This window comes from Cellulomonas sp. ICMP 17802, from assembly GCF_041295535.1.
Lineage (GTDB): Bacteria > Actinomycetota > Actinomycetes > Actinomycetales > Cellulomonadaceae > Cellulomonas.
Window position 1 is genome coordinate 79,652 of sequence record NZ_JBGFQZ010000006.1, and the last position, 20,581, is coordinate 100,232.

Annotated in this window: 18 protein-coding genes; 10 read left to right on the forward strand and 8 right to left on the reverse strand. The window is 72.5% G+C overall.

Annotated features, from left to right (window positions below; all coding sequences use genetic code 11):
- The first annotated feature begins 54 nt into the window (after positions 1–54).
- Together AB5970_RS08075 and pknB are read left to right on the forward strand one after the other, a co-directional pair.
- Positions 55–1,206: a LysM peptidoglycan-binding domain-containing protein gene (locus AB5970_RS08075; RefSeq protein WP_370503413.1), complete on the forward strand. Its 1,152-nt coding sequence runs from the start codon at positions 55–57 to the stop codon at positions 1,204–1,206.
- Positions 1,207–1,254: 48 nt separating this feature from the next.
- Complete coding sequence (pknB, locus tag AB5970_RS08080; RefSeq protein ID WP_370503414.1) at positions 1,255–3,282, forward strand: Stk1 family PASTA domain-containing Ser/Thr kinase; 2,028 nt, start codon at positions 1,255–1,257, stop codon at positions 3,280–3,282.
- A 54-nt stretch (positions 3,283–3,336) separates the two neighbouring features.
- Here pknB and AB5970_RS08085 read toward each other — a convergent pair whose 3' ends face one another.
- From AB5970_RS08085 to AB5970_RS08095, 3 genes are all read right to left on the reverse strand, one after another.
- A complete protein-coding gene (locus tag AB5970_RS08085) occupies positions 3,337–4,689 on the reverse strand; it encodes a class II 3-deoxy-7-phosphoheptulonate synthase (RefSeq protein WP_370503415.1) in 1,353 nt (450 codons plus the stop codon).
- A complete protein-coding gene (locus AB5970_RS08090) occupies positions 4,686–5,906 on the reverse strand; it encodes a pyrophosphate--fructose-6-phosphate 1-phosphotransferase (RefSeq protein ID WP_370503416.1) in 1,221 nt (406 codons plus the stop codon). The genes AB5970_RS08085 and AB5970_RS08090 overlap by 4 nt, the downstream gene beginning before the upstream one ends.
- 79 nt (positions 5,907–5,985) lie before the next feature.
- On the reverse strand, positions 5,986–6,786 hold the full coding sequence (locus tag AB5970_RS08095; protein ID WP_370503417.1) for a lysophospholipid acyltransferase family protein: 801 nt from the start codon (positions 6,784–6,786) through the stop codon (positions 5,986–5,988).
- 133 nt (positions 6,787–6,919) lie between these two features.
- On the opposite strand from AB5970_RS08095, the gene AB5970_RS08100 reads away from it, so the two are divergent.
- Positions 6,920–7,528, forward strand: a complete 609-nt coding sequence (locus AB5970_RS08100; RefSeq protein ID WP_370503418.1) for a hypothetical protein — start codon at positions 6,920–6,922, stop codon at positions 7,526–7,528.
- A gap of 33 nt (positions 7,529–7,561) precedes the next feature.
- On the opposite strand, the gene AB5970_RS08105 is transcribed toward AB5970_RS08100, so the two are convergent.
- Positions 7,562–8,509: an ROK family glucokinase gene (locus tag AB5970_RS08105; RefSeq protein WP_370503419.1), complete on the reverse strand. Its 948-nt coding sequence runs from the start codon at positions 8,507–8,509 to the stop codon at positions 7,562–7,564.
- A gap of 210 nt (positions 8,510–8,719) precedes the next feature.
- Between AB5970_RS08105 and AB5970_RS08110 the strand changes: the two genes are divergently transcribed.
- Positions 8,720–10,534, forward strand: a complete 1,815-nt coding sequence (locus tag AB5970_RS08110; protein ID WP_370503420.1) for an AMP-dependent synthetase/ligase — start codon at positions 8,720–8,722, stop codon at positions 10,532–10,534.
- 4 nt (positions 10,535–10,538) lie between these two features.
- On the opposite strand, the gene AB5970_RS08115 is transcribed toward AB5970_RS08110, so the two are convergent.
- Both AB5970_RS08115 and AB5970_RS08120 read right to left on the reverse strand, forming a co-directional pair.
- A complete protein-coding gene (locus tag AB5970_RS08115; protein WP_370503421.1) occupies positions 10,539–10,778 on the reverse strand; it encodes a hypothetical protein in 240 nt (79 codons plus the stop codon).
- Between the two features lie 36 nt (positions 10,779–10,814).
- The gene (locus tag AB5970_RS08120) at positions 10,815–12,104 is read right to left on the reverse strand and encodes an NYN domain-containing protein (RefSeq protein WP_370503422.1); all 1,290 of its coding nucleotides are present in this window, start codon (positions 12,102–12,104) and stop codon (positions 10,815–10,817) included.
- A 105-nt stretch (positions 12,105–12,209) separates the two neighbouring features.
- On the opposite strand from AB5970_RS08120, the gene AB5970_RS08125 reads away from it, so the two are divergent.
- Both AB5970_RS08125 and AB5970_RS08130 read left to right on the forward strand, forming a co-directional pair.
- On the forward strand, positions 12,210–14,123 hold the full coding sequence (locus tag AB5970_RS08125; protein WP_370503423.1) for a DEDD exonuclease domain-containing protein: 1,914 nt from the start codon (positions 12,210–12,212) through the stop codon (positions 14,121–14,123).
- 8 nt (positions 14,124–14,131) lie between these two features.
- Positions 14,132–14,413 carry an Lrp/AsnC family transcriptional regulator gene (locus AB5970_RS08130; RefSeq protein WP_370503424.1) on the forward strand — a complete coding sequence of 94 codons (282 nt, stop codon included), beginning with the start codon at positions 14,132–14,134 and terminating at the stop codon, positions 14,411–14,413.
- A gap of 19 nt (positions 14,414–14,432) precedes the next feature.
- On the opposite strand, the gene trpD is transcribed toward AB5970_RS08130, so the two are convergent.
- A complete protein-coding gene (trpD, locus tag AB5970_RS08135; protein WP_370503425.1) occupies positions 14,433–15,491 on the reverse strand; it encodes an anthranilate phosphoribosyltransferase in 1,059 nt (352 codons plus the stop codon).
- Positions 15,488–15,913: a hypothetical protein gene (locus AB5970_RS08140; RefSeq protein WP_370503459.1), complete on the reverse strand. Its 426-nt coding sequence runs from the start codon at positions 15,911–15,913 to the stop codon at positions 15,488–15,490. Before AB5970_RS08140 ends, trpD begins: the two co-directional genes overlap by 4 nt.
- 322 nt (positions 15,914–16,235) lie before the next feature.
- Here AB5970_RS08140 and ctaE point away from each other — a divergent pair, with 322 nt between their 5' ends.
- The 4 genes from ctaE to qcrB all read left to right on the forward strand — a co-directional run bounded on the left by ctaE (position 16,236) and on the right by qcrB (position 20,509).
- Positions 16,236–16,883 (forward strand): aa3-type cytochrome oxidase subunit III, encoded by a 648-nt coding sequence (gene ctaE / locus AB5970_RS08145; RefSeq protein ID WP_370503426.1) that lies wholly within the window; start codon positions 16,236–16,238, stop codon positions 16,881–16,883.
- Between the two features lie 70 nt (positions 16,884–16,953).
- Complete coding sequence (gene qcrC / locus AB5970_RS08150) at positions 16,954–17,739, forward strand: cytochrome bc1 complex diheme cytochrome c subunit (protein ID WP_370503427.1); 786 nt, start codon at positions 16,954–16,956, stop codon at positions 17,737–17,739.
- Entirely contained in the window at positions 17,736–18,776 is a 1,041-nt protein-coding gene (gene qcrA, locus AB5970_RS08155) for a cytochrome bc1 complex Rieske iron-sulfur subunit (RefSeq protein WP_370503428.1), read from the forward strand. Before qcrC ends, qcrA begins: the two co-directional genes overlap by 4 nt.
- Complete coding sequence (qcrB, locus tag AB5970_RS08160) at positions 18,773–20,509, forward strand: cytochrome bc1 complex cytochrome b subunit (protein ID WP_370503429.1); 1,737 nt, start codon at positions 18,773–18,775, stop codon at positions 20,507–20,509. The genes qcrA and qcrB overlap by 4 nt, the downstream gene beginning before the upstream one ends.
- Positions 20,510–20,581: the final 72 nt, after the last annotated feature.

The window sequence follows — 20,581 nt, forward strand, 5'->3', positions numbered from 1 at the left end:
CACTCCAGTCACACAGGCAACATCCGTTCACTTTCGCACCATGAGGTAGGTCCCATGTCCCAGCACGCCACCGCCCGCTCCGACGGGTTGCGCCGCGTCGCCTCCGGGACCGGCGCCACTCTCGCTCTGGCCGCCGTCGCCGTGACCGCGACCGGGGGCGCCGCCCAGGCCGACGACGCCTACACGGTCCGCGGCGGCGACACGGTCAGCCACATCGCGGCCCGCAGCGGCACGACCGTCGCCGCGATCACGCGCGCCAACGCGCTGGCCGACGCCTCGCGCATCCGCATCGGCCAGGTGCTCACCATCCCCACGGGCTCGTCCGCGGCACCCGCGCCCGCTGCGCCGGCACCCGTCGCCGCCACCTACACGGTCGCCGCGGGCGACACGGTCAGCCACATCGCGGCGCGGCTCGGCACCTCGGTGGCGGCGATCGTCTCCGCCAACGGCCTCGACTCCCGGGCGTTCATCCGCATCGGCCAGACCCTGACCATCCCCGGGGTCGCGGGAGCCGCCACCTCCGCCCCGGCGCCGGCCGCACCCGCGCAGTCCAGCGGGTCGGTCGCGTACACGGTGCGGTCCGGGGACACGGTCACCGCCATCGCCGCCAAGAACGGCACCACCGTGGCCGCGATCGTGGCCGCCAACGGCCTGGACTCGCGCGCCCGCATCCGGATCGGCCAGACGCTCACGGTCCCCGTGCCCGTCGCCGCGCCGGCCTCCGTCGGCAGCACGTTCGCGGGCCGCACCTACGCGGACTCCGTGGTCGCCGCGGCGAACGCCAACCTGGCGACGCTGCGCGCGTCGGCGGTCCCGTCAAAGGCCCAGATGCAGGCCACGGTCGCCGCGACGGCACGCGCGATGGGGGTCGACCCCGCGCTCGCGCAGGCCGTGGCGTTCCAGGAGTCCGGGTTCAACCACGCCGTCGTCTCCCCGGCCAACGCCATCGGCACCATGCAGGTCATCCCGAGCTCGGGCGCCTGGGCGTCGGACCTGGTGGGGCGCCCGCTGAACCTCGTCGACCCGGCCGACAACGTCACCGCGGGCGTCGCCATCCTGCGTGCGCTGGTGGCCTCCTCCCCCGACCTCCCCACCGCGATCGCCGGCTACTACCAGGGCGCCACGTCGGTGCAGCGGAACGGCATGTTCGCGGACACGCGGCGCTACGTGGCGAACGTCCAGACCCACATGACGCGGTTCCACTGAGGCCGCGCCTGCGGCACTCGGCGGGCCGCCGACCGTAGACTCCCTGGCGTGGGAGCCACCGTCACCGATCCGCTCGTCGGCCGCCTGGTCGACAGCCGGTACGAGGTCGTGTCCCGCATCGCCCGGGGCGGCATGGCCACCGTCTACCTGGCCGTGGACCGGCGGCTGGACCGCGACGTCGCGCTGAAGGTCATGCACGCGCACCTGGCGGAGGGCACCACCGGCTCGGACTTCGTCGCCCGCTTCCGGCGCGAGGCCCGCACGGCCGCACGCCTCACGCACCCCGGTCTGGTCGGGGTCTACGACCAGGGCGTCGACGGCGAGACCAGCTACCTCACGATGGAGTACATCGACGGCTCCAACCTGCGCCGGTACATCGGCGAGCGCGGTGCGCTGACCGTCGGCGACGCGCTGCGGATCGGCGAGCACGTGCTGGACGCGCTCGCCGCGGCCCACCGCGTCGGCCTCGTGCACCGGGACATCAAGCCCGAGAACGTCCTGCTCGCCACGGACGGCCGCGTCAAGCTGGCCGACTTCGGGCTGGCGCGCGCGGTCACCGAGGTCACCTCCACCACCACCGGCACGGTGCTCGGCACCGTCGCCTACCTGGCCCCGGAGCTGGTCGTCCGCGGGGTCAGCGACGCCCGCACCGACGTCTACGCCTGCGGGATCCTCCTCTTCGAGATGCTCACGGGCCGCCAGCCGTTCACCGGCGAGACCCCGATCCAGGTCGCGTTCCAGCACGTCAACAACGACGTCCCCGCGCCGTCGGAGCTCGCCGACTGGCTGCCCATCGAGATCGACGACGCCGTGCGCGCGCTCGCCGCGCGCGACCCCGACGACCGCCCCGTGGACGCCGCGGCCGCCCTGGCCCTGCTGCGGCGCACGCGCGCCGCGCTCGACGACGAGACGCTCGCGCGCCACGCCGACGTCGCGCCCTCGATCGTGCTGCCCACCGCGACGGACCCCGACGAGACCGACCTCGAGGCGGACGACGCCGGGTCCGACGAGGTCGACCTGGACCAGACCGGGCTCGACGAGTCCGCCGACGACGACCAGGACGAGACCACGCTGCTCGAGACCGGCGACGGCCGCGGCACCACCGTGGCCCTGCCGATCGGCCTCGGCGTCTCCACGCAGGCGGTGGCCGAGCCGCCTGCGCCGACCCGGCACCACCGCGCGCGCTGGATCGTCCTGCTCGCCCTGCTCGCCGCCCTGATCGGCGGCGGGGCGTGGTGGTACCTGCAGATGGGTCCCGGCGCCTACACGACGGTGCCGACGATCATCGGCCAGGACCAGGCGCACGCCACGCAGATCCTGACCAACGCCGGGCTGGTCCCCAAGCCCGTCTCCGACTTCGACGGCACGGCCCCGGTCGGCGAGGTCTTCAAGGCCGAACCCGGCCAGGGCGAGCGCATCCGCAAGGCGGGCGCCGTCACCTTCACCATCTCCAAGGGACCCGACTACGTCCAGGTCCCCGCCGGCGTCGTGGGCAAGCTCCAGGCGGATGCCGAGGCCACCTTGCTGGCCGCCGACTTCCGCGTCGACTACGCCGAGCCCCAGTTCAGCGACACGGTGGTTGCGGGCCTGGTCATCAGCGCGATCCTCCCCGGGGGCACCGCGGCCGACCCGGGCGTCCAGGCGATCCGCCACGACGTGGTGACCCTGACCATCTCCAAGGGGTTCGCGCCCGTCGCCATCACCTCCGTGGTCGGCATGACCTTGGACGACGCCACCGCCGCGATCCAGGTGGACCTGCTCAAGCTCGCCCCCTCCGAGGCGTTCAGCGACACCGTCGCGGCCGGCCTGATCATCGACCAGACGCCGATCGCCGGGACCGAGGGGCACCGCGGCGACACGATCACGGTCACGGTGTCCAAGGGGCCGGAGATGATCCCCGTCCCGAACGTGGTGGGAGCCGGGATCGCGGCAGCCACGACGACCCTGACCGGGCTGGGCTTCGAGGTCGTCCGCAAGGACTACCTCGGCGCGCCGGGAGGCTTCGTCCTCAAGCAGAGCGTCCCCGCAGGCCAGGCAGCCCCCAAGGGCAGCAAGATCACGCTGACCGTCTTCTGACGACGACGCCCCGGACCGCACGCAGCGGGCCGGGGCGTCGTGGTCGTCGGTGCGTCAGGACGCGCGGAGCAGCTCCACCACCTGGAAGGCCATCTCCAGCGACTGCTGGTGGTTCAGGCGCGGGTCCACGAGCGTCTCGTAACGCCGCGCCAGGCCCTCGTCGTCGATCTCCTCGGTGCCGCCGAGCACCTCGGTGACGTCGTCGCCGGTGAGCTCGATGTGCAGGCCGCCGGGCACGGTGCCCAGGCCGCGGTGCACCTCGAAGAAGCCGGCCACCTCGTCCATGACGTCGGAGAACCGCCGGGTCTTGTAGCCGGACGCGGAGGTGATCCCGTTGCCGTGCATCGGGTCGCAGACCCACGTCACGGGCCGACCGTCGGCGGTGACCTTCTCCACGAGCGCGGGCAGCAGGTCCCGGACCTTGCCGGCACCCATGCGCGTGATGAAGGTGATCCGCCCGGCCTCGCCCTGCGGGTTGAGCTTGTCGATGAGCGCGAGCGCGTCGTCGCCGGAGGTCGTCGGGCCCAGCTTGATGCCCAGCGGGTTCTGCACGCGCGAGAAGTAGTCGACGTGCGCGCCGTCGAGCTGCCGGGTGCGCTCGCCGATCCACACGAAGTGGCCCGAGCAGTCGTACGGCAGCCCGGTCCTCGAGTCGATGCGGGTCAGCGGGCGCTCGTAGTCGAGCAGCAGACCCTCGTGGCTCGAGAAGAAGTCCACCGAGCGCAGGGCGTCGAAGTCGGCGCCGCAGGCGGCCATGAAGCGGATGGCGCGGTCGATCTCGGCCGCGATCTCCTCGTACCGGGAGTACGCCGGGTTGGCCATGAAGCCGCGGTTCCACTCGTGCACGCGCAGCAGCGAGGCGAATCCGCCCGTGGTGAACGCGCGGATGAGGTTCAGCGTCGACGCGGACGTGTGGTACGCCTCGAGCAGGCGCTGCGGGTCCGGCGTGCGGGCCTCGGGCGTGAACTCGTAGCCGTTGATGATGTCGCCGCGGAAGGCCGGCAGGGTGACGCCGTCGCGGGTCTCGGAGTCCGAGCTGCGGGGCTTGGCGTACTGCCCGGCCATGCGGCCCATCTTGATCACCGGCAGGCTCGCGCCGTAGGTGAGCACGACGGCCATCTGCAGGATCGTCTTGATCTTGTTGCGGATGTTGTCGGCCGTGGCCTCACCGAACGTCTCGGCGCAGTCGCCGCCCTGCAGCAGGAACGCCTCGCCGCGCCCGGCGGCGGCCAGCTGGGCGCGCAGGTGGTCGGCCTCGCCCGCGAACACGAGCGGGGGCAGCGTCGACAGCCGCGACGTCACGGCCTCGAGGGCCGTGGCGTCGGGCCACTGCGGCTGCTGCACGGCCGCCATGGAACGCCACGCGTCGAGCCCCGCGACGACCTGCGGGTCCGGCTCGACGCTCATGAGTGGCTCGCCGGGACGAGCGGCTGTCCGATGTCCTCGAGCAGAGCGCCGAACCACGCCTGCGACACGTCGAAGGCCTTGCCGCCCGCGATGCGCGGGAACTCGATGGCGCGCAGCACGTCGCCCTGCTCCTCGTCGTGCCCGATGACGCCGGACTCGCCGCGCAGCGCGCACTCGACGGCCAGGTCGGTCATGGACTTGATGAGGCGCAGGTCCTCGGCGTTCGCGGCCGCGGCGCGCGAGTAGTAGCCGGACTTCTGCACCATGACCTTCTCGGCGCCCAGCTTCTCGGCGAACTGCTTGGCGAACCACTGGCCCGGGTTGATCGTGTCGAGGCGCACGTGCCCGAAGGCGTCGCGCAGCACCTCGGTGCCGGACGACTCGAGCTGCTCGACGATCTCGTGCATGCCCGCGCCCTCGGACAGGAAGATGTTGACGTTGCCCTGCTCGTCCATGATCGTCTTGAGGCGCTGCGCCTCGGCGTCGATGTCGAGCGCGAGCTCGGGCAGGAAGACGGCGTGGATGTCCCAGCGCTCGCGCGTGAGACCGATGCCGGGCACCCACTCCTGCGTGTCGAGCCACTTGCGGTAGTCCGCCGCGGCCGCCGCCGTGAGCCACCCGCAGTGCCGCCCCATGACCTCGTGCACGATGAGCATGCGGGGGCCGGAGCGGTGCTCGCCGATGATGTTCGCGGCGAAGCCGGCGGCCTCCTCGGCCGCGGTCCACGCGCCCAGCGACTGCTTGATGGGCACCACGTCGTTGTCGATGGTCTTGGGCAGGCCCACCACCGTCAGCTCGTAGCCGTTCTCGTGCAGGTAGGCCGCCAGGTCCGCCGCGGTGGTGTTCGTGTCGTCGCCGCCGATGGTGTGCAGCACGTCGACGCCGTCCGCCTTGAGCCGCTCGGCCGCCACCTGCAGCGGGTCCTCGCCCTCCTTGACCAGGCCGCGCTTGACGCAGTCGGCCGCGTTGGTGAGCTTGACGCGCGAGTTGCCGATCGGCGAGCCGCCGAACTTGTGCAGGATGCCGGCCTTGGCGCGCGTCTCGTCGTCGATGACGATCTTGTCGCCGCGCAGCAGCCCGTAGTAGCCGTGCTCGTAGGCGATGATCTCGATGTCGGGAGCGATCTCCGTGTACCGCTCGATGAGCCCGCCGACGGCGGACGACAGGCACGGAGCGAAGCCACCTGCGGTCAGGAGGGCGACGCGACGAACCGACATGAGAAACACCTCTCGTTGACGTGTTCGGCGCGCGCGGGGTGGCGGCGCGCCACGGGAGCCGGCGCTCAGGCCGACCGCGTCATCCTACTGACGTCTCGGACTCACCCTCGGGCGGGACCGGAACCTGGACGTCCGGCACGGGACGCCCGCCGGGCGCGGCCGGCAGGTGGTCGGCGACGTCGCCCGCGACGGCCGGGTGACCCGTCGCGATGCGCGCCTTCTGGGTGGCCGCGTAGACGTCCACGTACTCCTGGCCGGACAGGCTCATGATCGCGTACATGATCTCGTCGGTCACCGAGCGCAGGATGAACCGGTCGTTCTCCATGCCCTGGTAGCGGCTGAAGTCGAGGGGCTCGCCGATGACCATCCCGATGCGCATGACCTTGGGGATCCGCCGGCCGGGGGGCTGGGCCTCGTCGGTGCCGACCATCGCCACCGGGATGACCGGCGCGCCGGACTCGAGGGCGAGCCGCGCGATGCCCGTCTTGCCGCGGTAGAGGCGGCCGTCCGGGCTGCGCGTGCCCTCGGGGTAGATGCCGAACAGGCCGCCGTCGGCCAGGCGACGCAGGCCGGTGCGCAGCGCCGCCTCGCTCGCCTTGCCGCCCCCACGGTCGACGGGGATGGTGCCGACGCCGCGCATGAACCCCGCGGTCAGCCGACCCTTGACGCCCGAGCCGGTGAAGTACTCCTGCTTGCCGATGAACACGAGCTCGCGGTCGAGGACGAGGGGCAGGAAGAACGAGTCGATCACCGCGAGGTGGTTGCTCGCCAGGATCGCGGCACCCTCCTCGGGGACGTTCTCCGCACCGCGCACCCACGGCCGGTAGACCAGGTGCAGCAGCGGACCCACGAAGACCCGCTTCATCAACCAGTAGAACAACGGTTCACCTCTCGACCCGACACACGGACAGTCCGTCCACCCGAGCCCTGTGCTCGCACCCGGCGACCCCCTGCGGCAGGCGGGGCCGAGCACGAGCCACCCCGACTGCTCGGTCCGACTCTAGAGTGCTCCTATGGCACCACGCCCTGACGAGCCCGACGACGGCGTCCAGCCGGCGGGCGCGGACGTGCCGCCATCCTCCTCCGACGGGGCGCCGGACGACGCCGGAACCACGGACGAGGAGGCCTGGGCCGCGATCGTCGCGCAGCTGAGCGACCTCGACGGCTACGACGGCGAGCCCGAGACCACCGACTCCCCCGACGAGCCGCCCGCGCAGGCCACGCCCGCCGCCGGGCTGGCGTTCCCGGTCGCACCCTGGGTGGCCGACCGGCGGGTGGTCCGCCCCGCGCAGGAGCCGACCGGCCAGGCCGAGCTGAGCGGTCGCGACTGGGACGGCACGTCGCAGTACGACGAGGCCGAGGCGGGGGCCGACGACCGGGAGCACTTCGTCCCGCCCGACCCCGGCCCGGTGCTCGGCGGCGACCCGCTGCTCACCATGGCGTGGTTCGCGGCGGCGGGCATGCCGATCTTCCTGCTCGTGGTGCTGGTCGCGTGGCGGAACGCGCCGGCCGCTCTCGTGCAGGCCGCGGCCGTCGTCTTCGTGATCGGCGTCGGCGTGCTGGTCTGGCGCATGCCCCACCGGCGCGACCCGGACGACGACGACACGGGCGCCGTGGTCTGACCCTGCCGGGCGGTGGCTGCTCGGCACCCGTCGTCAGAGTCGCGCGAGGTCGGCCGCGCCGACCATGCCGGCGTCGTTGCCCATCGACGCGACGACGATCTTCGCCTCGGGCCGGTGACCCCGGCCGGAGAGCTGCTCCGCGAAGCCGTTGCGCGCGGAGGCCAGCAGCAGGTCGCCCGCGTCCGCGACACCGCCGCCGACGACGATCAGCGCGGGGTCGAGCAGCGCGGTCGCGGACGCCGCGCCCTCGCCCACCCAGCGCCCGAGCTCGGCGAGCAGCTCGACGGCCAGCGGGTCGCCCTCCTGCGCGGCGCGCGTGACCTGCGGGCCTGTGAGCTTGTCGACGTCGCCGCCCGCGAGCTCGAGCAGCCGCGTCGCGCGGTCGGGCTGGATGATGACCGTGGCCTGGGCGTCGCGCACCAGGGCGCTGCCCGAGGCGTACTGCTCCCAGCAGCCCTCGTGCCCGCAGCCGCAGTAGTGCCCGCCGGGCACCACCCGCATGTGCCCGATCTCGGCGGCGACGCCCCAGGCACCGCGCACGAGCTTGCCGTTGGACACGATCGCGCCGCCCAGGCCGGTCCCGACCGTGAGCATGAGCATGTCGTCCACGTCGCGGGCGGCACCGAAGCGGAACTCGGCCCAGCCGGCGGCGTTGGCGTCGTTCTCGACGACGATGAGCACGTCGTCGTCCCCGAGGATCGCCTGCACCTTCTGGCGCAGCGGGTAGTCGCGCCACGCGATGTTCGGCGCGAAGAGCACGGAGGACCGGTCGGCGGACACGAACCCGGCCGCGGCGACGCCCATCGCGCTGACCTCGTACGACTCGCTGAGCTCGGTGTAGACCTCGGCGATCGCGCGGTCGATGCCGGCCACGTCGTCCGGAGCGGTGTCACGACGGGTCTGCGCGAGGATCGTGCCGTCCTCGTCGACGACCCCCGCCGCGATCTTCGTCCCGCCGATGTCGACACCGATGGCGTGCATGTTCGTGTGTGCTCCTACGCGCTCGTACCGTGCTCGCGACCGTCCGGTGCGGGCTCCCACGCTAGCCGCCTGCCCGGGCTCCCGCGCTCACGTCGCGCGGGCGGGCCAGGCAGGTCCGCCGCAGAGCGTACCCATTCGGGTGCTGCCTCCGGGGGGCCGGACGTCCCGTATCCTCGGGGCACACTTCGCCCCTCTGTCACTGGAGCCAGCATGGACGAGTTCCACACGCCGTTGCGTCTTGAGGTCGATCCCTCGAACAACCTCAACGACCTGCTTGCCGAGCGTGTCACCGGGACCCCCGACCGCGTGGTCGTCGAGCACAAGACCCAGCAGGACGGTCCCTGGATCCCGCTGACCGCCCGCGAGTTCGACGCCGAGATCGTGGCCGTCGCCAAGGGGCTCGTCGCCCGCGGCGTGCAGCCCGGCGACCACGTCGGGATCATGTCGCGCACCCGCTACGAGTGGTCGCTGCTCGACTGGGCCGTCTGGGCCGCGGGAGCCGTGCCGGTCCCCCTCTACGAGACCTCCTCGGCGGAGCAGGTGCTCTGGATCCTCACCGACGCGGACGTCTCGCTGCTGATCGTCGAGACCGCCACGCACGCCGCCGTCGTCGACGAGGTCCGGGCCGACACGCACCACCTGCGCGAGGTCCTGATCATCGACGACGGCGCGGTCGAGTCGATCGTCGCCGCGGGCGCCGACGTGCCCGACGAGGAGATCACGCGCCGCCGCGGGCTGGCGACGCTCGCGGACGTCGCCACCGTCATCTACACCTCCGGCACCACCGGCCGCCCGAAGGGCGTCGAGCTGACGCACGGCAACTTCTACGAGCTCACCGTGAACGCGGTCGCCGACCTCAACGAGGTGGTCGGCGAGGCCGGTGCGCGGACGCTGCTGTTCATGCCGCTCGCGCACGTGTTCGCGCGGTTCATCGAGGTGCTCTGCGTCCCGGCCGGCGCCGTCCTGGGCCACAGCCCGAGCACGGCGACCTTGCTCGAGGACCTCGCCTCGTTCCGGCCGACGTTCATCCTGGCCGTGCCGCGCGTGTTCGAGAAGGTCTACAACTCGGCCGAGCAGAAGGCCGCCGCCTCCGGCAAGGGGTCGATCTTCCAGCGGGCCGCCAAGACGTCGATCGTCTACTCCCGGGCCCTCGACAACCCCCACGGGCCCAGCCTCTGGCTGCGGCTCCAGCACAAGGTGGCCGACGTCCTGGTGCTGCACCGCCTGCGCAACGCGCTCGGCGGCCAGGCGCGGTGGGCCATCTCGGGCGGCGCGCCGCTGGGCGAGCGGCTGGGCCACTTCTACCGCGGGCTCGGGCTCAACGTGCTCGAGGGCTACGGCCTGACGGAGACGACCGCCCCCGCGACGGTCAACCGGCCCGGACGGGGCACCAAGATCGGCAGCGTCGGGCTTCCCCTGCCGGGCAGCGGGGTCCGGATCGCCGCGGACGGCGAGATCGAGGTCAAGGGCGTCCAGGTGTTCCGCGGCTACCACAACAACGAGTCCGCGACCGCGGAGTCGCTGCACGACGGCTGGTTCCGCACCGGCGACCTCGGCTCGCTCGACGACGAGGGCTACCTGCGGATCACCGGGCGCAAGAAGGAGATCATCGTCACCGCCGGCGGCAAGAACGTCGCGCCCGCCGTGCTGGAAGACCGTCTCCGCGCGCACCCGCTGATCAGCCAGGTCGTCGTGGTCGGCGACCAGCGCCCCTTCATCGGCGCCCTGGTGACGCTCGACCCGGAGGGCGTGCCGGGCTGGCTGGCGGCGCACGGCAAGCCGGCCATGTCGCTCGCCGAGGCGGCCAAGGACGCGGACGTCCTCGCCTCGCTGGACAAGGCGGTGGAGAAGGCCAACAAGGCGGTCTCGCGGGCCGAGTCGGTGCGCAAGTACCGCATCCTCGACACCGACCTCACCATCGCCAACGGCTACCTCACGCCGAAGCTCAGCATCCGCCGGTCCGAGGTGCTCAAGGACTTCGCGGGCGAGGTCGACGCGCTGTACGACGGCCCGTCGCGCGACTGACGGCTCACACCGCACGCACCAGACGCAGGGGCGGGACGAGACCCGACGCCGCGAGCACGCCGATGGCGTGCTGCTCCGCGGCATCGAGCTCGACCGCCCCTGCGGCCACGTCTGCGGCCGCGCCGAGGGAGTCGACGTGCGCCGCCGGGGGTGCCGACGACCGCACCGGGATGGTCAGGAACGTGACGACGCAGTCCGCGCACGCGGCCCCGCGCTGGGTACAGGTGTCGCAGTCGATGATCATGCCGCGGACGCTAGCGACGCCCACTGACAGCGCCGGTCAGAGGTGCTGCAGGCGGGCGACCAGCGTGCTGGACGGAACCACCCACGCCCCGTCGGCCTCGACGTCGCGGACGACCTCCTGGTCGCTGGTGACGACCACCAGCACGCGACCGGGCGGCTCGGCGGAGACCAGCCGGCGGATGAGGTCGTCGGCGATCTCCCCGACGGCGAAGAGCACGCGCACGCCACGGGCGTAGCCCCCGGGCGGACCCTGCTGCCCCTCCTTGCCGTCGAAGCAGCACGTGATCTCGGCGCCCGTGCGCGCGGCGATCACGGCGAGGCCGTCGACGAGCCGACGGCGCTGCTCGGCGAGGGACAGCTCGCCGAATCCCGACTTGGAGACGTTGTACCCGTCGACCACGAGGTGCGCCCACGGCTGGCGCAGGAGCTCGTCGAGCAGGGCGGGGTCGTCGATGGACCGACCGCGCGACCCCCGCCTGACGGCCGCGGGCTCGTGCGTGGGACCCACCAGGTCCGCGGGCAGGTCGGCGACGGGCGGCAGCGCGAGCTCCGCGCGGAGCCCGCTCGCCGCGTCGACGATGGTGTCGAGCAGCAGCCGGACGCGGACGTCCGCCAGCTTGCGCGCGGCACGGAGCTCGGCGCGGGCGGCGGTCCGCTCGGCCTGGGAGACCCGGCGCTCCTCGAGCGCCTGGCGGAGGTCGTCCTGCGCGCGGGCCTGCGCGAGCTCGGCGCTGTCGAGGACGGCGCGGGCCTCGTCGGCGGCCCGGCGGCCCTCGCTGCGGGCGCGGTCGGCGTCGGAGCGCAGCCGTCTCAGCTCGCGCTGGAGCGCACCCAGCTGCTCCTGGGCGGCGCGCGCCTCCTCGCGGGCGGCCGCGGCATCGGCCCGCAGCCGCTCGGCGTCGGCCTGGGCGCGCTCGAGCCGCACGCGCGCCTGCGCGGCGTCGGCGTCGGGAGCCGCCTCCTGCGCGGGCACCAGGCCGTGCCAGTCCCGGGTCCCCAGCAGCCACGCACCGACGGCCAGCCCGAGCGACGGCTCGGCGGGCTCCGGCTCGTCGGCACCCAGCGCTGCCGCGGCCTCGGGGTTCGCCTGCGCCCACACCCGCGCGACCCGGGCCCGGAACGCGTCCTCCTGGAGGGCCGACCAGAGCGGGCCGGCCCCGGCCGAGGCGCGGCGGCGGGGCGCGAAGCGGTGGACGGCCCGCAGCGACGGCGGCACCTCGGCCGGCTCGGCGGCACCGAGGGCGTCGGCCGCGACCTGCACGAGCGCGGTCCGCAGGGGGGCCGGCACGTCGCCCGTGCCGTCGTCGGTCCCGTCCGCGCTGCGCATGCCCAGCACCCTAGGCGGGCGGAGGACGCCACGCGGCCCGGCGGGTCCGCGACGCACCGGGCGAGGAGCCGGGTCGTGTCGGTGGCCGTGGGTAGCGTCCCAGCCATGTCGCCCGTCCGCCGTCTGCGCCCCGTCTGGGCGGACGCGACCCCGGACCCGGCGGCGCGCCCGGTGCAGCCGAGCCTGGACGACCTGGGCACCCCGCTGTCGGACGTCGTGTTCGTCGTCGTGGACCTCGAGACCACCGGCGGCACGCCCGCCGACTCGGCCATCACCGAGATCGGCGCGGTCAAGGTGCGCGGCGGCGAGGTGCTCGGGGAGTTCCAGACGCTGATCGACCCCGGGGGCCCGGTGCCGCCGTTCATCCAGGTGCTCACGGGCATCACCACCACGATGCTCATCGGCGCCCCGCCCATCGAGGAGGTGCTGCCCAGCTTCCTCGAGTTCTCGCGCGGCGCCGTGCTCGTGGCGCACAACGCGCCGTTCGACATCGGGTTCCTCAAGGCCGCGGCCGCGCGCACCGGCCACGCGTGGCCCGGGAACAAGGTGGTGGACACCGTGCGGCTCGCCCGCCGGGTGGTCACGCGCGACGAGGCACCGAACCACAAGCTCTCGACGCTGGCGGCCCTGTTCCACGCCACGGTGACGCCGAACCACCGCGCGCTCTCCGACGCCCGCGCGACGGTCGACGTCCTGCACGCCCTGCTCTCCCGGATGGCTCCTCTCGGCATCACCCACCTCGAGGACCTGGCGACCGCCACCGACCCCGTGCCGGAGGACGTGCGCCGCAAGCGCACGCTGGCCGACGGCCTGCCGGACGGCCCCGGCGTCTACCTGTTCCGCGGTCCCGGCAACGAGGTCCTCTACGTCGGCACGTCGACCACGTCGCTGCGCCAGCGGGTGCGCACCTACTTCACGTCGGCCGAGAAGCGCAGCCGGATGATCGAGATGGTGCGCGTCGCCCACCGGGTCGATCCGATCCCCTGCGCGACCCCGCTCGAGGCCCGGGTCCGCGAGCTGCGGCTCATCGCCGCCCACTCGCCCCGCTACAACCGCCGGTCCCGCTTCCCCGAGCGCATGCCGTGGGTCCGCCTCACGTCCGAGCCGTACCCACGCCTGTCGGTGGTGCGCGAGGTCAAGGACGAGCCGGGCGCCACCTACATCGGCCCGTTCTCGTCGGCGTCCACCGCGCAGCTGGCCGTCGACGCCCTGCACGAGACGTTCCCCATCCGCCAGTGCACCCGTCGGCTCCCGCTCGTCGCCCCGGCCGGCTCGTCGGCCTGCGTGCTCGCCGAGATGGGCAAGTGCGGTGCGCCGTGCACCGGCCACCAGGACGTCACCGGCTACGCCGAGGTCGTCGAGCGCGTGCGGCGGGCGATGCTGGCCGACGCCACCCCCGTGGTGGCCGCGCACGCCGACCGGATCGCCTGGCTCGTCGCCCAGGAGCGGTTCGAGGAGGCCGCGACCGTCCGCGACCGGCTCGGCGGCTTCCTGCGCGGCGCCAGCCGGGCGCAGCGGTTCGCACCCCTCGCGGCGTGCCCCGAGCTGGTGGCCGCCCGGCGCTCCGACGACGGCGGGTGGGAGCTCGTGCTCGTGCGCTACGGCCGGCTCGCCGGGACCGCCCGCGTCGACCGACGGACCGACCCCCGGCCCGCCATCGCCACGCTGCAGGCCACCGGCGAGCAGGTCGAGGCCCCGGTCGCGCCGGCCCCCGCGGCTCACCCCGAGGAGACCGACCTCGTCCTCGCGTGGCTCGAGAAGCCCGGCGTCCGGCTCGTCGCCGTCGACGTGCCGTGGGCGTGCCCGGTGCGGTCGGCCGAGGCGCTCGGCGACCCGGCCACGGCCGTCGCGACCCTGGTCACGCCGCGTCTCGCGCCCGAGGGCGGCCGACTGATCCCGCTGGTCACGGCCCTCGAGGCGCCGCGGGAGCTGGACGTCGCCGAGGCGCGGCCCGTCACGCTCGAGACCGACGACGCGCGGGTCATCCCGATCAGCATCCGCGCGCCCCGCACGGCATGATGACGAGCATGCTGACCGCCATCGTGCTCATCGACTCGGACGCCTCGAGGATCCCGGAGGTCGCCGCCGCGATCGCCGACATCCCGGGCGTCAGCGAGGTCTACTCCGTCACCGGCGAGGTGGATCTCATCGCCATGGTCCGCGTGCGCGAGCACGACGACCTCGCGGACGTCATCGCGGACAAGGTGAGCAAGATCGAGGGCGTCATCCGCACCCAGACGTACATTGCGTTCCGGACGTACTCGCAGCACGACCTGGAACAAGCGTTCGCCCTCGGGCTCGAGGACTGATCCAGGAGAGCGCAGCGCCCTACGCGCTGCTCGCCGCCCGCCAGCGCTGCAGGACGTCCGCCGCCCCGCCGCTGTCCAGCGACCGCCGGGCGTGCTCGCTGCCTGCGGCCAGCCGCTCGACCAGGGTGCCCTCGGCGGTCCCGGGCAGGGTCGCGTCGGCGACGAGCGCCGCGGCGGTGTTGAGCACCACGGTCTCGCGCACCGCGCCGGGCTCCCCCGCCAGCAGGCGCCGCGCGACGTCGGCGTTGTAGTCCGCCTTGGCCCCGCGCAGGGACGCGAGCTCGATCCGCGCGACGCCGAGGTCCGACTGCCAGTCGACGACGGACTCCGTCACGGCGCCGTCCCGGACCTCCCAGAGGCGGGTCGGGCCGGTCGGGGCGATCTCGTCGAGACCGTCCTCGCCGCGGAACACCATCGCGCTGACGCCGCGCTCGGCGAGCACGCCGGCCATCAGGGGCGCCATCCGCGCGTCGGCCACGCCGATCGCCGCGGACCCGGGCTGTGCGGGGTTGGTCAGGGGCCCGAGGAAGTTGAACGCGGTGCCGATGCCCAGCTCGGTGCGGGCCGCCGCGGTGTGCCGGAACGAGGGGTGGAACACCTGCGCGAAGCAGAAGGTGATGCCGACCTCGGTGGCCAGCTCGGCGACGCGCGCCGGCGGGTGGTCGAGCCGGATGCCGAGCGCCTCGAGCACGTCGGCCGACCCCGACGACGACGAGGCCGCCCGGTTGCCGTGCTTGACCACGGTGATGCCGGCCCCGGCGATGACCAGGGCGGACATGGTCGAGATGTTGACGGTGTGCGAGCGGTCGCCGCCGGTGCCCACGATGTCGAGGCTCCGCCCGGGCACCGAGATGCGCACGGCGTGGGCGAGCATGGTGTCGGCCAGGCCGAGCAGCTCGGCGACGGACTCGCCCTTGGTCTTGAGGCCGACGAGGAACGCGGCCACCTTCGGCGTCGATGCCGCGCCGCTCATGATCTCGGCCATGGCCCACGACGTCTGCTCGGTCGTGAGGTCCCGCCGGGCCGTGAGCGTCGCGAAGAGGTCGGGCCAGCTCGACGCGGCGGGCGCGTCGGTCATCGCGTGACGGCCTGCGCCTCGACCAGTGCCGCGACGGCCCCGTGCAGCACGACCGGGTCGAGCGGGCGGCTGACGACGGCGTCGGCGTTGGACCAGGAGGCGAGCCACGCGTCCTGCGGGCGACCGGTGAGCACCAGCGTCGGGGGGCAGCGGTAGATCTCGTCCTTGAGCTGGCGGGCCAGACCGAGGCCGCCCACCTTGTCCGCCTCGCCGTCGAGGATCAGCAGGTCCAGCCCGCCGGCCTCGGTCGTCGCGATGACGGCGGCGGCCGTGGCCACCTCGACCCAGTCGATGTCGCCAGCGCCGCGGCGCAGGCGCCGACCGACCGCGAGCCGCACCTGCGCGCGGGCGTCCACGTCGTCGCTGTACAGGAGGATCCGCGGGCCGGGGGTGGCTGCGGGGCCGGGCTGCGCCGTGCTGATGGAGCTCATGTGGAGTGGTCCTCACTCGTCGTCGACGTGCGTCCGAGGGCATCTTGGCACGGCTCCTCCCACCTCGGCGGGGAGGCCCGCGATCGGGTCGCGCCCACGCATAGCACGGGCGCCGCGACGCGCCGCACGCCGAGGCGAGCCGACACGCGCCCGGCACTCGTCCGACACGCTCGCAACGGTCCGGAGCCGGCCCGAGTTCCGCGTGATTCCCGGCCGCCGTCTCGCGCGCGAGGGCCCAGATCCTGACGGTGTGACATTTACCTGTGGCCACGCTGAGGGTCCAACGTCCCATGCGGGGGCGTCATCAGCCATAATGACGATCGTGTCGACCGCAACGGCTGCCCCGCGCACCAGCCCCCACGTGAGCGTCAACCGACCGAACCCCGTCTCTGTGGGGACGATCGTCTGGTTGGCCAGCGAGCTCATGTTCTTCGCCGGCCTCTTCGCCATGTACTTCACGCTGCGTGGCGCAGCGCCGGAGGCCTGGGCGGAGAACACCCCGAAGCTCAACGTCACGTTCGCCGCGATCAACACGACCGTGCTGGTCCTGTCGTCGGTGACGTGCCAGATGGGCGTGTGGGCCGCCGAGCGGTTCCAGCCCGTGCGCACCGGCTCGATCTTCGCGGTGAACCGCTGGGGCATGAACGAGTGGGTGTCGCTCACCTACCTCATGGGCGCGTTCTTCATCGGCGGCCAGATCTACGAGTACGCCGGGCTGGTCAGCGAGGGCCTGACGATCTCGTCCAGCCCCTACGGCTCGGTGTTCTACCTGACGACCGGCTTCCACGGTCTGCACGTCGTCGGCGGACTGCTCGCCTTCCTCTTCCTGCTCGGTCGCTCCTTCAGCGCCAAGCGCTTCGGGCACCACGAAGCCACCACCGGCATCGTCACGTCGTACTACTGGCACTTCGTCGACGTCGTGTGGATCGCGCTCTTCGCCGTGATCTACCTCTTGAAGTAAGGAGCACCGGGCGCCCGCGCCCGTCGCTCCGTAGTCCCCTATCCCCCACGTGCGAGACGAGGATCGATCCGTGAAGGCACTCGCAGCCCGCAGGCAGGATCGGCGTGCGCCGATCGTGCTGCTCCTGCTGGCGCTGCTGCTCACCGGTGGCCTGTACGCGGTGCTGGCACCGACGTCGGCCGATGCGACGCCTGTGCAGGCGAGCACCAACGACATCGCGACCGGCGAGAAGCTGTTCCAGGCCAACTGCGCCACCTGCCACGGACCGGGCGCGTCCGGCACCGACAGCGCGCCGTCCCTCATCGGCGTGGGCGCCGCAGCCGTCGACTTCCAGGTCGGCACGGGCCGCATGCCCATGCAGATGAACGGCCCGCAGGCGCAGGTCAAGCCGGTGCAGTTCAGCCAGGACCAGATCAACCAGCTCGCCGCGTTCGTCGCGTCGCTGGGTGCCGGGCCCGCCATCCCCACGCCGGAGCAGGTGGACCCGAGCCTCGGTGACCCCGCCAGCGGCATGGCGATCTTCCGCACCAACTGCGCGATGTGCCACAACGCGGTGGGTGCGGGCGGCGCCCTGAGCCAGGGCAAGTTCGCTCCGAACCTCTGGGCCACCACGCCCACCCACCTGTACGAGGCCATGCTGACCGGCCCGCAGTCGATGCCCGTGTTCAACGACGCGAACATCACGCCCGAGGAGAAGCGCGACATCATCGCGTTCATCGACCAGCAGGGCGGCGCGTCCCCCGGCGGTCTCGACCTCGGCGCCCTCGGTCCGGTGAGCGAGGGCCTGTGGGCCTGGGTCGTCGGCATGGGCCTGCTCATCGGCGCAGCAGTCTGGATCGGAGCGAAGTCCTCGTGAGCAACCACGACACCGGCCACGAGGCCAGCAACGAGATCACCACCCGCGAGCCGGGCGTCCTGCCCGACCGCTTCGAGGACCCGGGCCACCCCGAGCACCACGACCGCATGGGTGACCTGGACCCGAAGGCCAACAAGCGGGCCGAGCGGCAGGTCGTCTTCCTGTTCGCCACCTCGGTGCTGGCCACGATCGGGTTCCTGATCGCCTACTTCGCCCTGCCGCCGGGCCCCGACGCCGGCAGCATGCGGACGTCGAACCTCGCCCTCGGCCTCGGCCTGGCGATCTCGCTCCTGGGCATCGGCCTCGCCGCCGTGCACTGGGCCAAGGCGCTCATGAACGACCACGAGAAGTCCGAGGAGCGCCACCTCCAGCAGAGCGACCCCGAGACGCGCGCCGGCGCGGTCGAGGCGCTCAAGGAGGGCGCCGCCGACTCGGCCATCGGCCGCCGCGGCGTGCTGCAGGGCGCCATGATCTCGGCCCTGGCGCTCTTCCCGCTCGCGATCATCGTGCCGATCGTCGGCAACGTGGGCGGCGACTGGAACGTCTCGAAGTTCCGCCACACGCTCTGGAAGAAGGGCACGCGGCTGGCCACCGATCCCACGAACCGGCCCATCAAGGCCTCGGACGTGACGATCGGCTCCGTCTTCCACGTCATCCCGTACGACCTCGAGAAGGCCGCGCACCCGCTGGACGAGAAGGCCAAGGCCGTCGTCCTGCTGGTCCGGCTCGACCCCTCGGTGCTCAAGGAGTCCGAGGAGAAGAAGAGCTGGTCCTACAACGGGATCGTCGCCTACTCGAAGATCTGCACCCACGTGGGTTGTCCGGTCGCGCTGTACGAGCAGCAGACCCACCACCTCCTCTGCCCCTGCCACCAGTCGACGTTCGACGTGAGTGACGGAGCGAAGGTCGTGTTCGGACCGGCGAAGCGGCCCCTGCCGCAGCTGCCGATCACCGTCGACGACGAGGGCTACCTGATCGCGCAGAGCGACTTCAACGAGCCCGTCGGACCGAGCTACTGGGAGCGTCTGACGAAATGACGACGACATCCACGCCCACGCCCGTCGAGAAGCTCGCCGCGGGCACGGCCGACTACCTGGACCAGCGCACCGGCATCGGGACCGCGGTCAAGACGTTCGCGCGCAAGATCTTCCCCGACCACTGGTCGTTCCTGCTGGGCGAGATCGCGCTCTTCAGCTTCATCACGATCCTGATCTCGGGCGTGTTCCTCACGCTGTTCTTCGTGCCCAGCATGAACGAGGTGCACTACGACGGGCCGTGGGCGTCCCTGCAGGGCGTCCAGATGTCCGAGGCGTTCTCCTCCACGCTGCACCTCTCGTTCGAGGTGCGCGGCGGGCTGCTCATGCGGCAGATCCACCACTGGGCCGCGCTGATCTTCATGGCCGCGATCGTCACGCACATGATGCGCGTGTTCTTCACCGGCGCGTTCCGCAAGCCCCGTGAGGTCAACTGGGTGGTCGGCTTCCTGCTGCTGATCCTCGGCCTCGCGGCGGGCTTCTCCGGCTACTCGCTGCCGGACGACGTGCTCTCCGGCAACGGCCTGCGCATCACGGACGGCGTCGTGCGGTCCATCCCGATCATCGGCAGCTACACGTCGTACTTCCTGTTCGGCGGCGAGTTCCCGGGTCAGGCGCTGATCCCCCGACTGTTCACGGTGCACATCCTGCTGGTGCCCGGCATCATCCTGGCGCTCATCGGCCTGCACCTCTTCTTCGTCGTCCTGCACAAGCACACGCAGTACCCGGGGTCGGGGCGGACGAACAAGAACGTCGTCGGCTATCCGCTCTTCCCGATCTACGTGGCGAAGGCCGGCGGCTACTTCTTCACCGTGTTCGGCGTCATCGCGCTGATGGCGGCGACGATGACGATCAACCCCGTGTGGAACTACGGCCCGTACGACCCCTCACCGGTGTCCGCGGGCGCGCAGCCTGACTGGTACATGCTCTTCCTCGAGGGATCGCTGCGCCTGATGCCGGGCTTCGCCGAGGTGGTGATCGGGCACTACACGCTGTCGCTCAACGTGATCATCCCGGCCATGGTGGTGCCGGGCATCCTGTTCACGCTGCTGGCCGCGTACCCGTTCATCGAGGCGTTGGCCACGGGCGACAAGAGCGAGCACCACGTGCTCGACCGCCCGCGCAACCGCCCGTTCCGGACGGCGTTCGGCGTCTCGCTCCTCACGGCGTTCTTCATCCTCGTGCTGGCGGGCTCCAACGACCTCATCGCGACGCACTTCCACCTGTCGATCAACGACATCACGTGGGCCTTCCGCGTGCTGATCTTCGTCGGCCCGTGGTTCGCGTTCTGGGTGACCAAGCGCATCTGCCTCGGCCTGCAGCGCAAGGACCGCGAGTTGGTGCTGCACGGCCACGAGACGGGTCGCATCGTCCGGTTCGCCAACGGCGAGTACATCGAGGTGCACAAGCCGCTGGACGCGCACGAGCGCTGGCTGCGCGTGCAGCACGACGCCATCCGCCCGATCGAGATCGAGCCGGCGGAGGACTCCCGCGGGGTGCGCCGCAAGGGCTACGCGCTCGACCGGATGCGCCAGCGGCTCTCGCAGACGTTCTACGAGGACCGCGTCGAGCCGGTCACGCCGGCCGAGCTGGCGGCGTCGCACTCGCACGGCGAGCACGACTCGCTCGAGGGCAGCCCCGAGCACGCACCGGCTGAGCTGACCGGCGCCGTCGGCGGCGGCCAGCACCTGGTGGACCCGCAGGATGAGACGGCCCCCGACGGGCGGAATCGCTGATCCTGAGCAAGAGTTGACCGTGGAGTCGGGCGGCTCGCCGTAACGGCGAGCCGCCCGTTTCTTCGTACAGAG

What these genes read in the sequence shown, in the direction of transcription:
- ctaE (WP_370503426.1), top strand. Translation starts at nt 16,236, where the DNA reads ATGACGATCGTGTCGACCGCAACGGCTGCCCCGCGCACCAGCCCCCAC.
- AB5970_RS08090 (WP_370503416.1), bottom strand. Translation starts at nt 5,906, where the DNA reads ATGTCGGTTCGTCGCGTCGCCCTCCTGACCGCAGGTGGCTTCGCTCCG.
- AB5970_RS08125 (WP_370503423.1), top strand. Translation starts at nt 12,210, where the DNA reads ATGTCGCCCGTCCGCCGTCTGCGCCCCGTCTGGGCGGACGCGACCCCG.
- AB5970_RS08110 (WP_370503420.1), top strand. Translation starts at nt 8,720, where the DNA reads ATGGACGAGTTCCACACGCCGTTGCGTCTTGAGGTCGATCCCTCGAAC.
- AB5970_RS08130 (WP_370503424.1), top strand. Translation starts at nt 14,132, where the DNA reads ATGCTGACCGCCATCGTGCTCATCGACTCGGACGCCTCGAGGATCCCG.
- AB5970_RS08085 (WP_370503415.1), bottom strand. Translation starts at nt 4,689, where the DNA reads ATGAGCGTCGAGCCGGACCCGCAGGTCGTCGCGGGGCTCGACGCGTGG.
- AB5970_RS08075 (WP_370503413.1), top strand. Translation starts at nt 55, where the DNA reads ATGTCCCAGCACGCCACCGCCCGCTCCGACGGGTTGCGCCGCGTCGCC.
- AB5970_RS08120 (WP_370503422.1), bottom strand. Translation starts at nt 12,104, where the DNA reads ATGCGCAGCGCGGACGGGACCGACGACGGCACGGGCGACGTGCCGGCC.
- AB5970_RS08105 (WP_370503419.1), bottom strand. Translation starts at nt 8,509, where the DNA reads ATGCACGCCATCGGTGTCGACATCGGCGGGACGAAGATCGCGGCGGGG.
- trpD (WP_370503425.1), bottom strand. Translation starts at nt 15,491, where the DNA reads ATGACCGACGCGCCCGCCGCGTCGAGCTGGCCCGACCTCTTCGCGACG.
- AB5970_RS08100 (WP_370503418.1), top strand. Translation starts at nt 6,920, where the DNA reads ATGGCACCACGCCCTGACGAGCCCGACGACGGCGTCCAGCCGGCGGGC.
- AB5970_RS08115 (WP_370503421.1), bottom strand. Translation starts at nt 10,778, where the DNA reads ATGATCATCGACTGCGACACCTGTACCCAGCGCGGGGCCGCGTGCGCG.
- qcrB (WP_370503429.1), top strand. Translation starts at nt 18,773, where the DNA reads ATGACGACGACATCCACGCCCACGCCCGTCGAGAAGCTCGCCGCGGGC.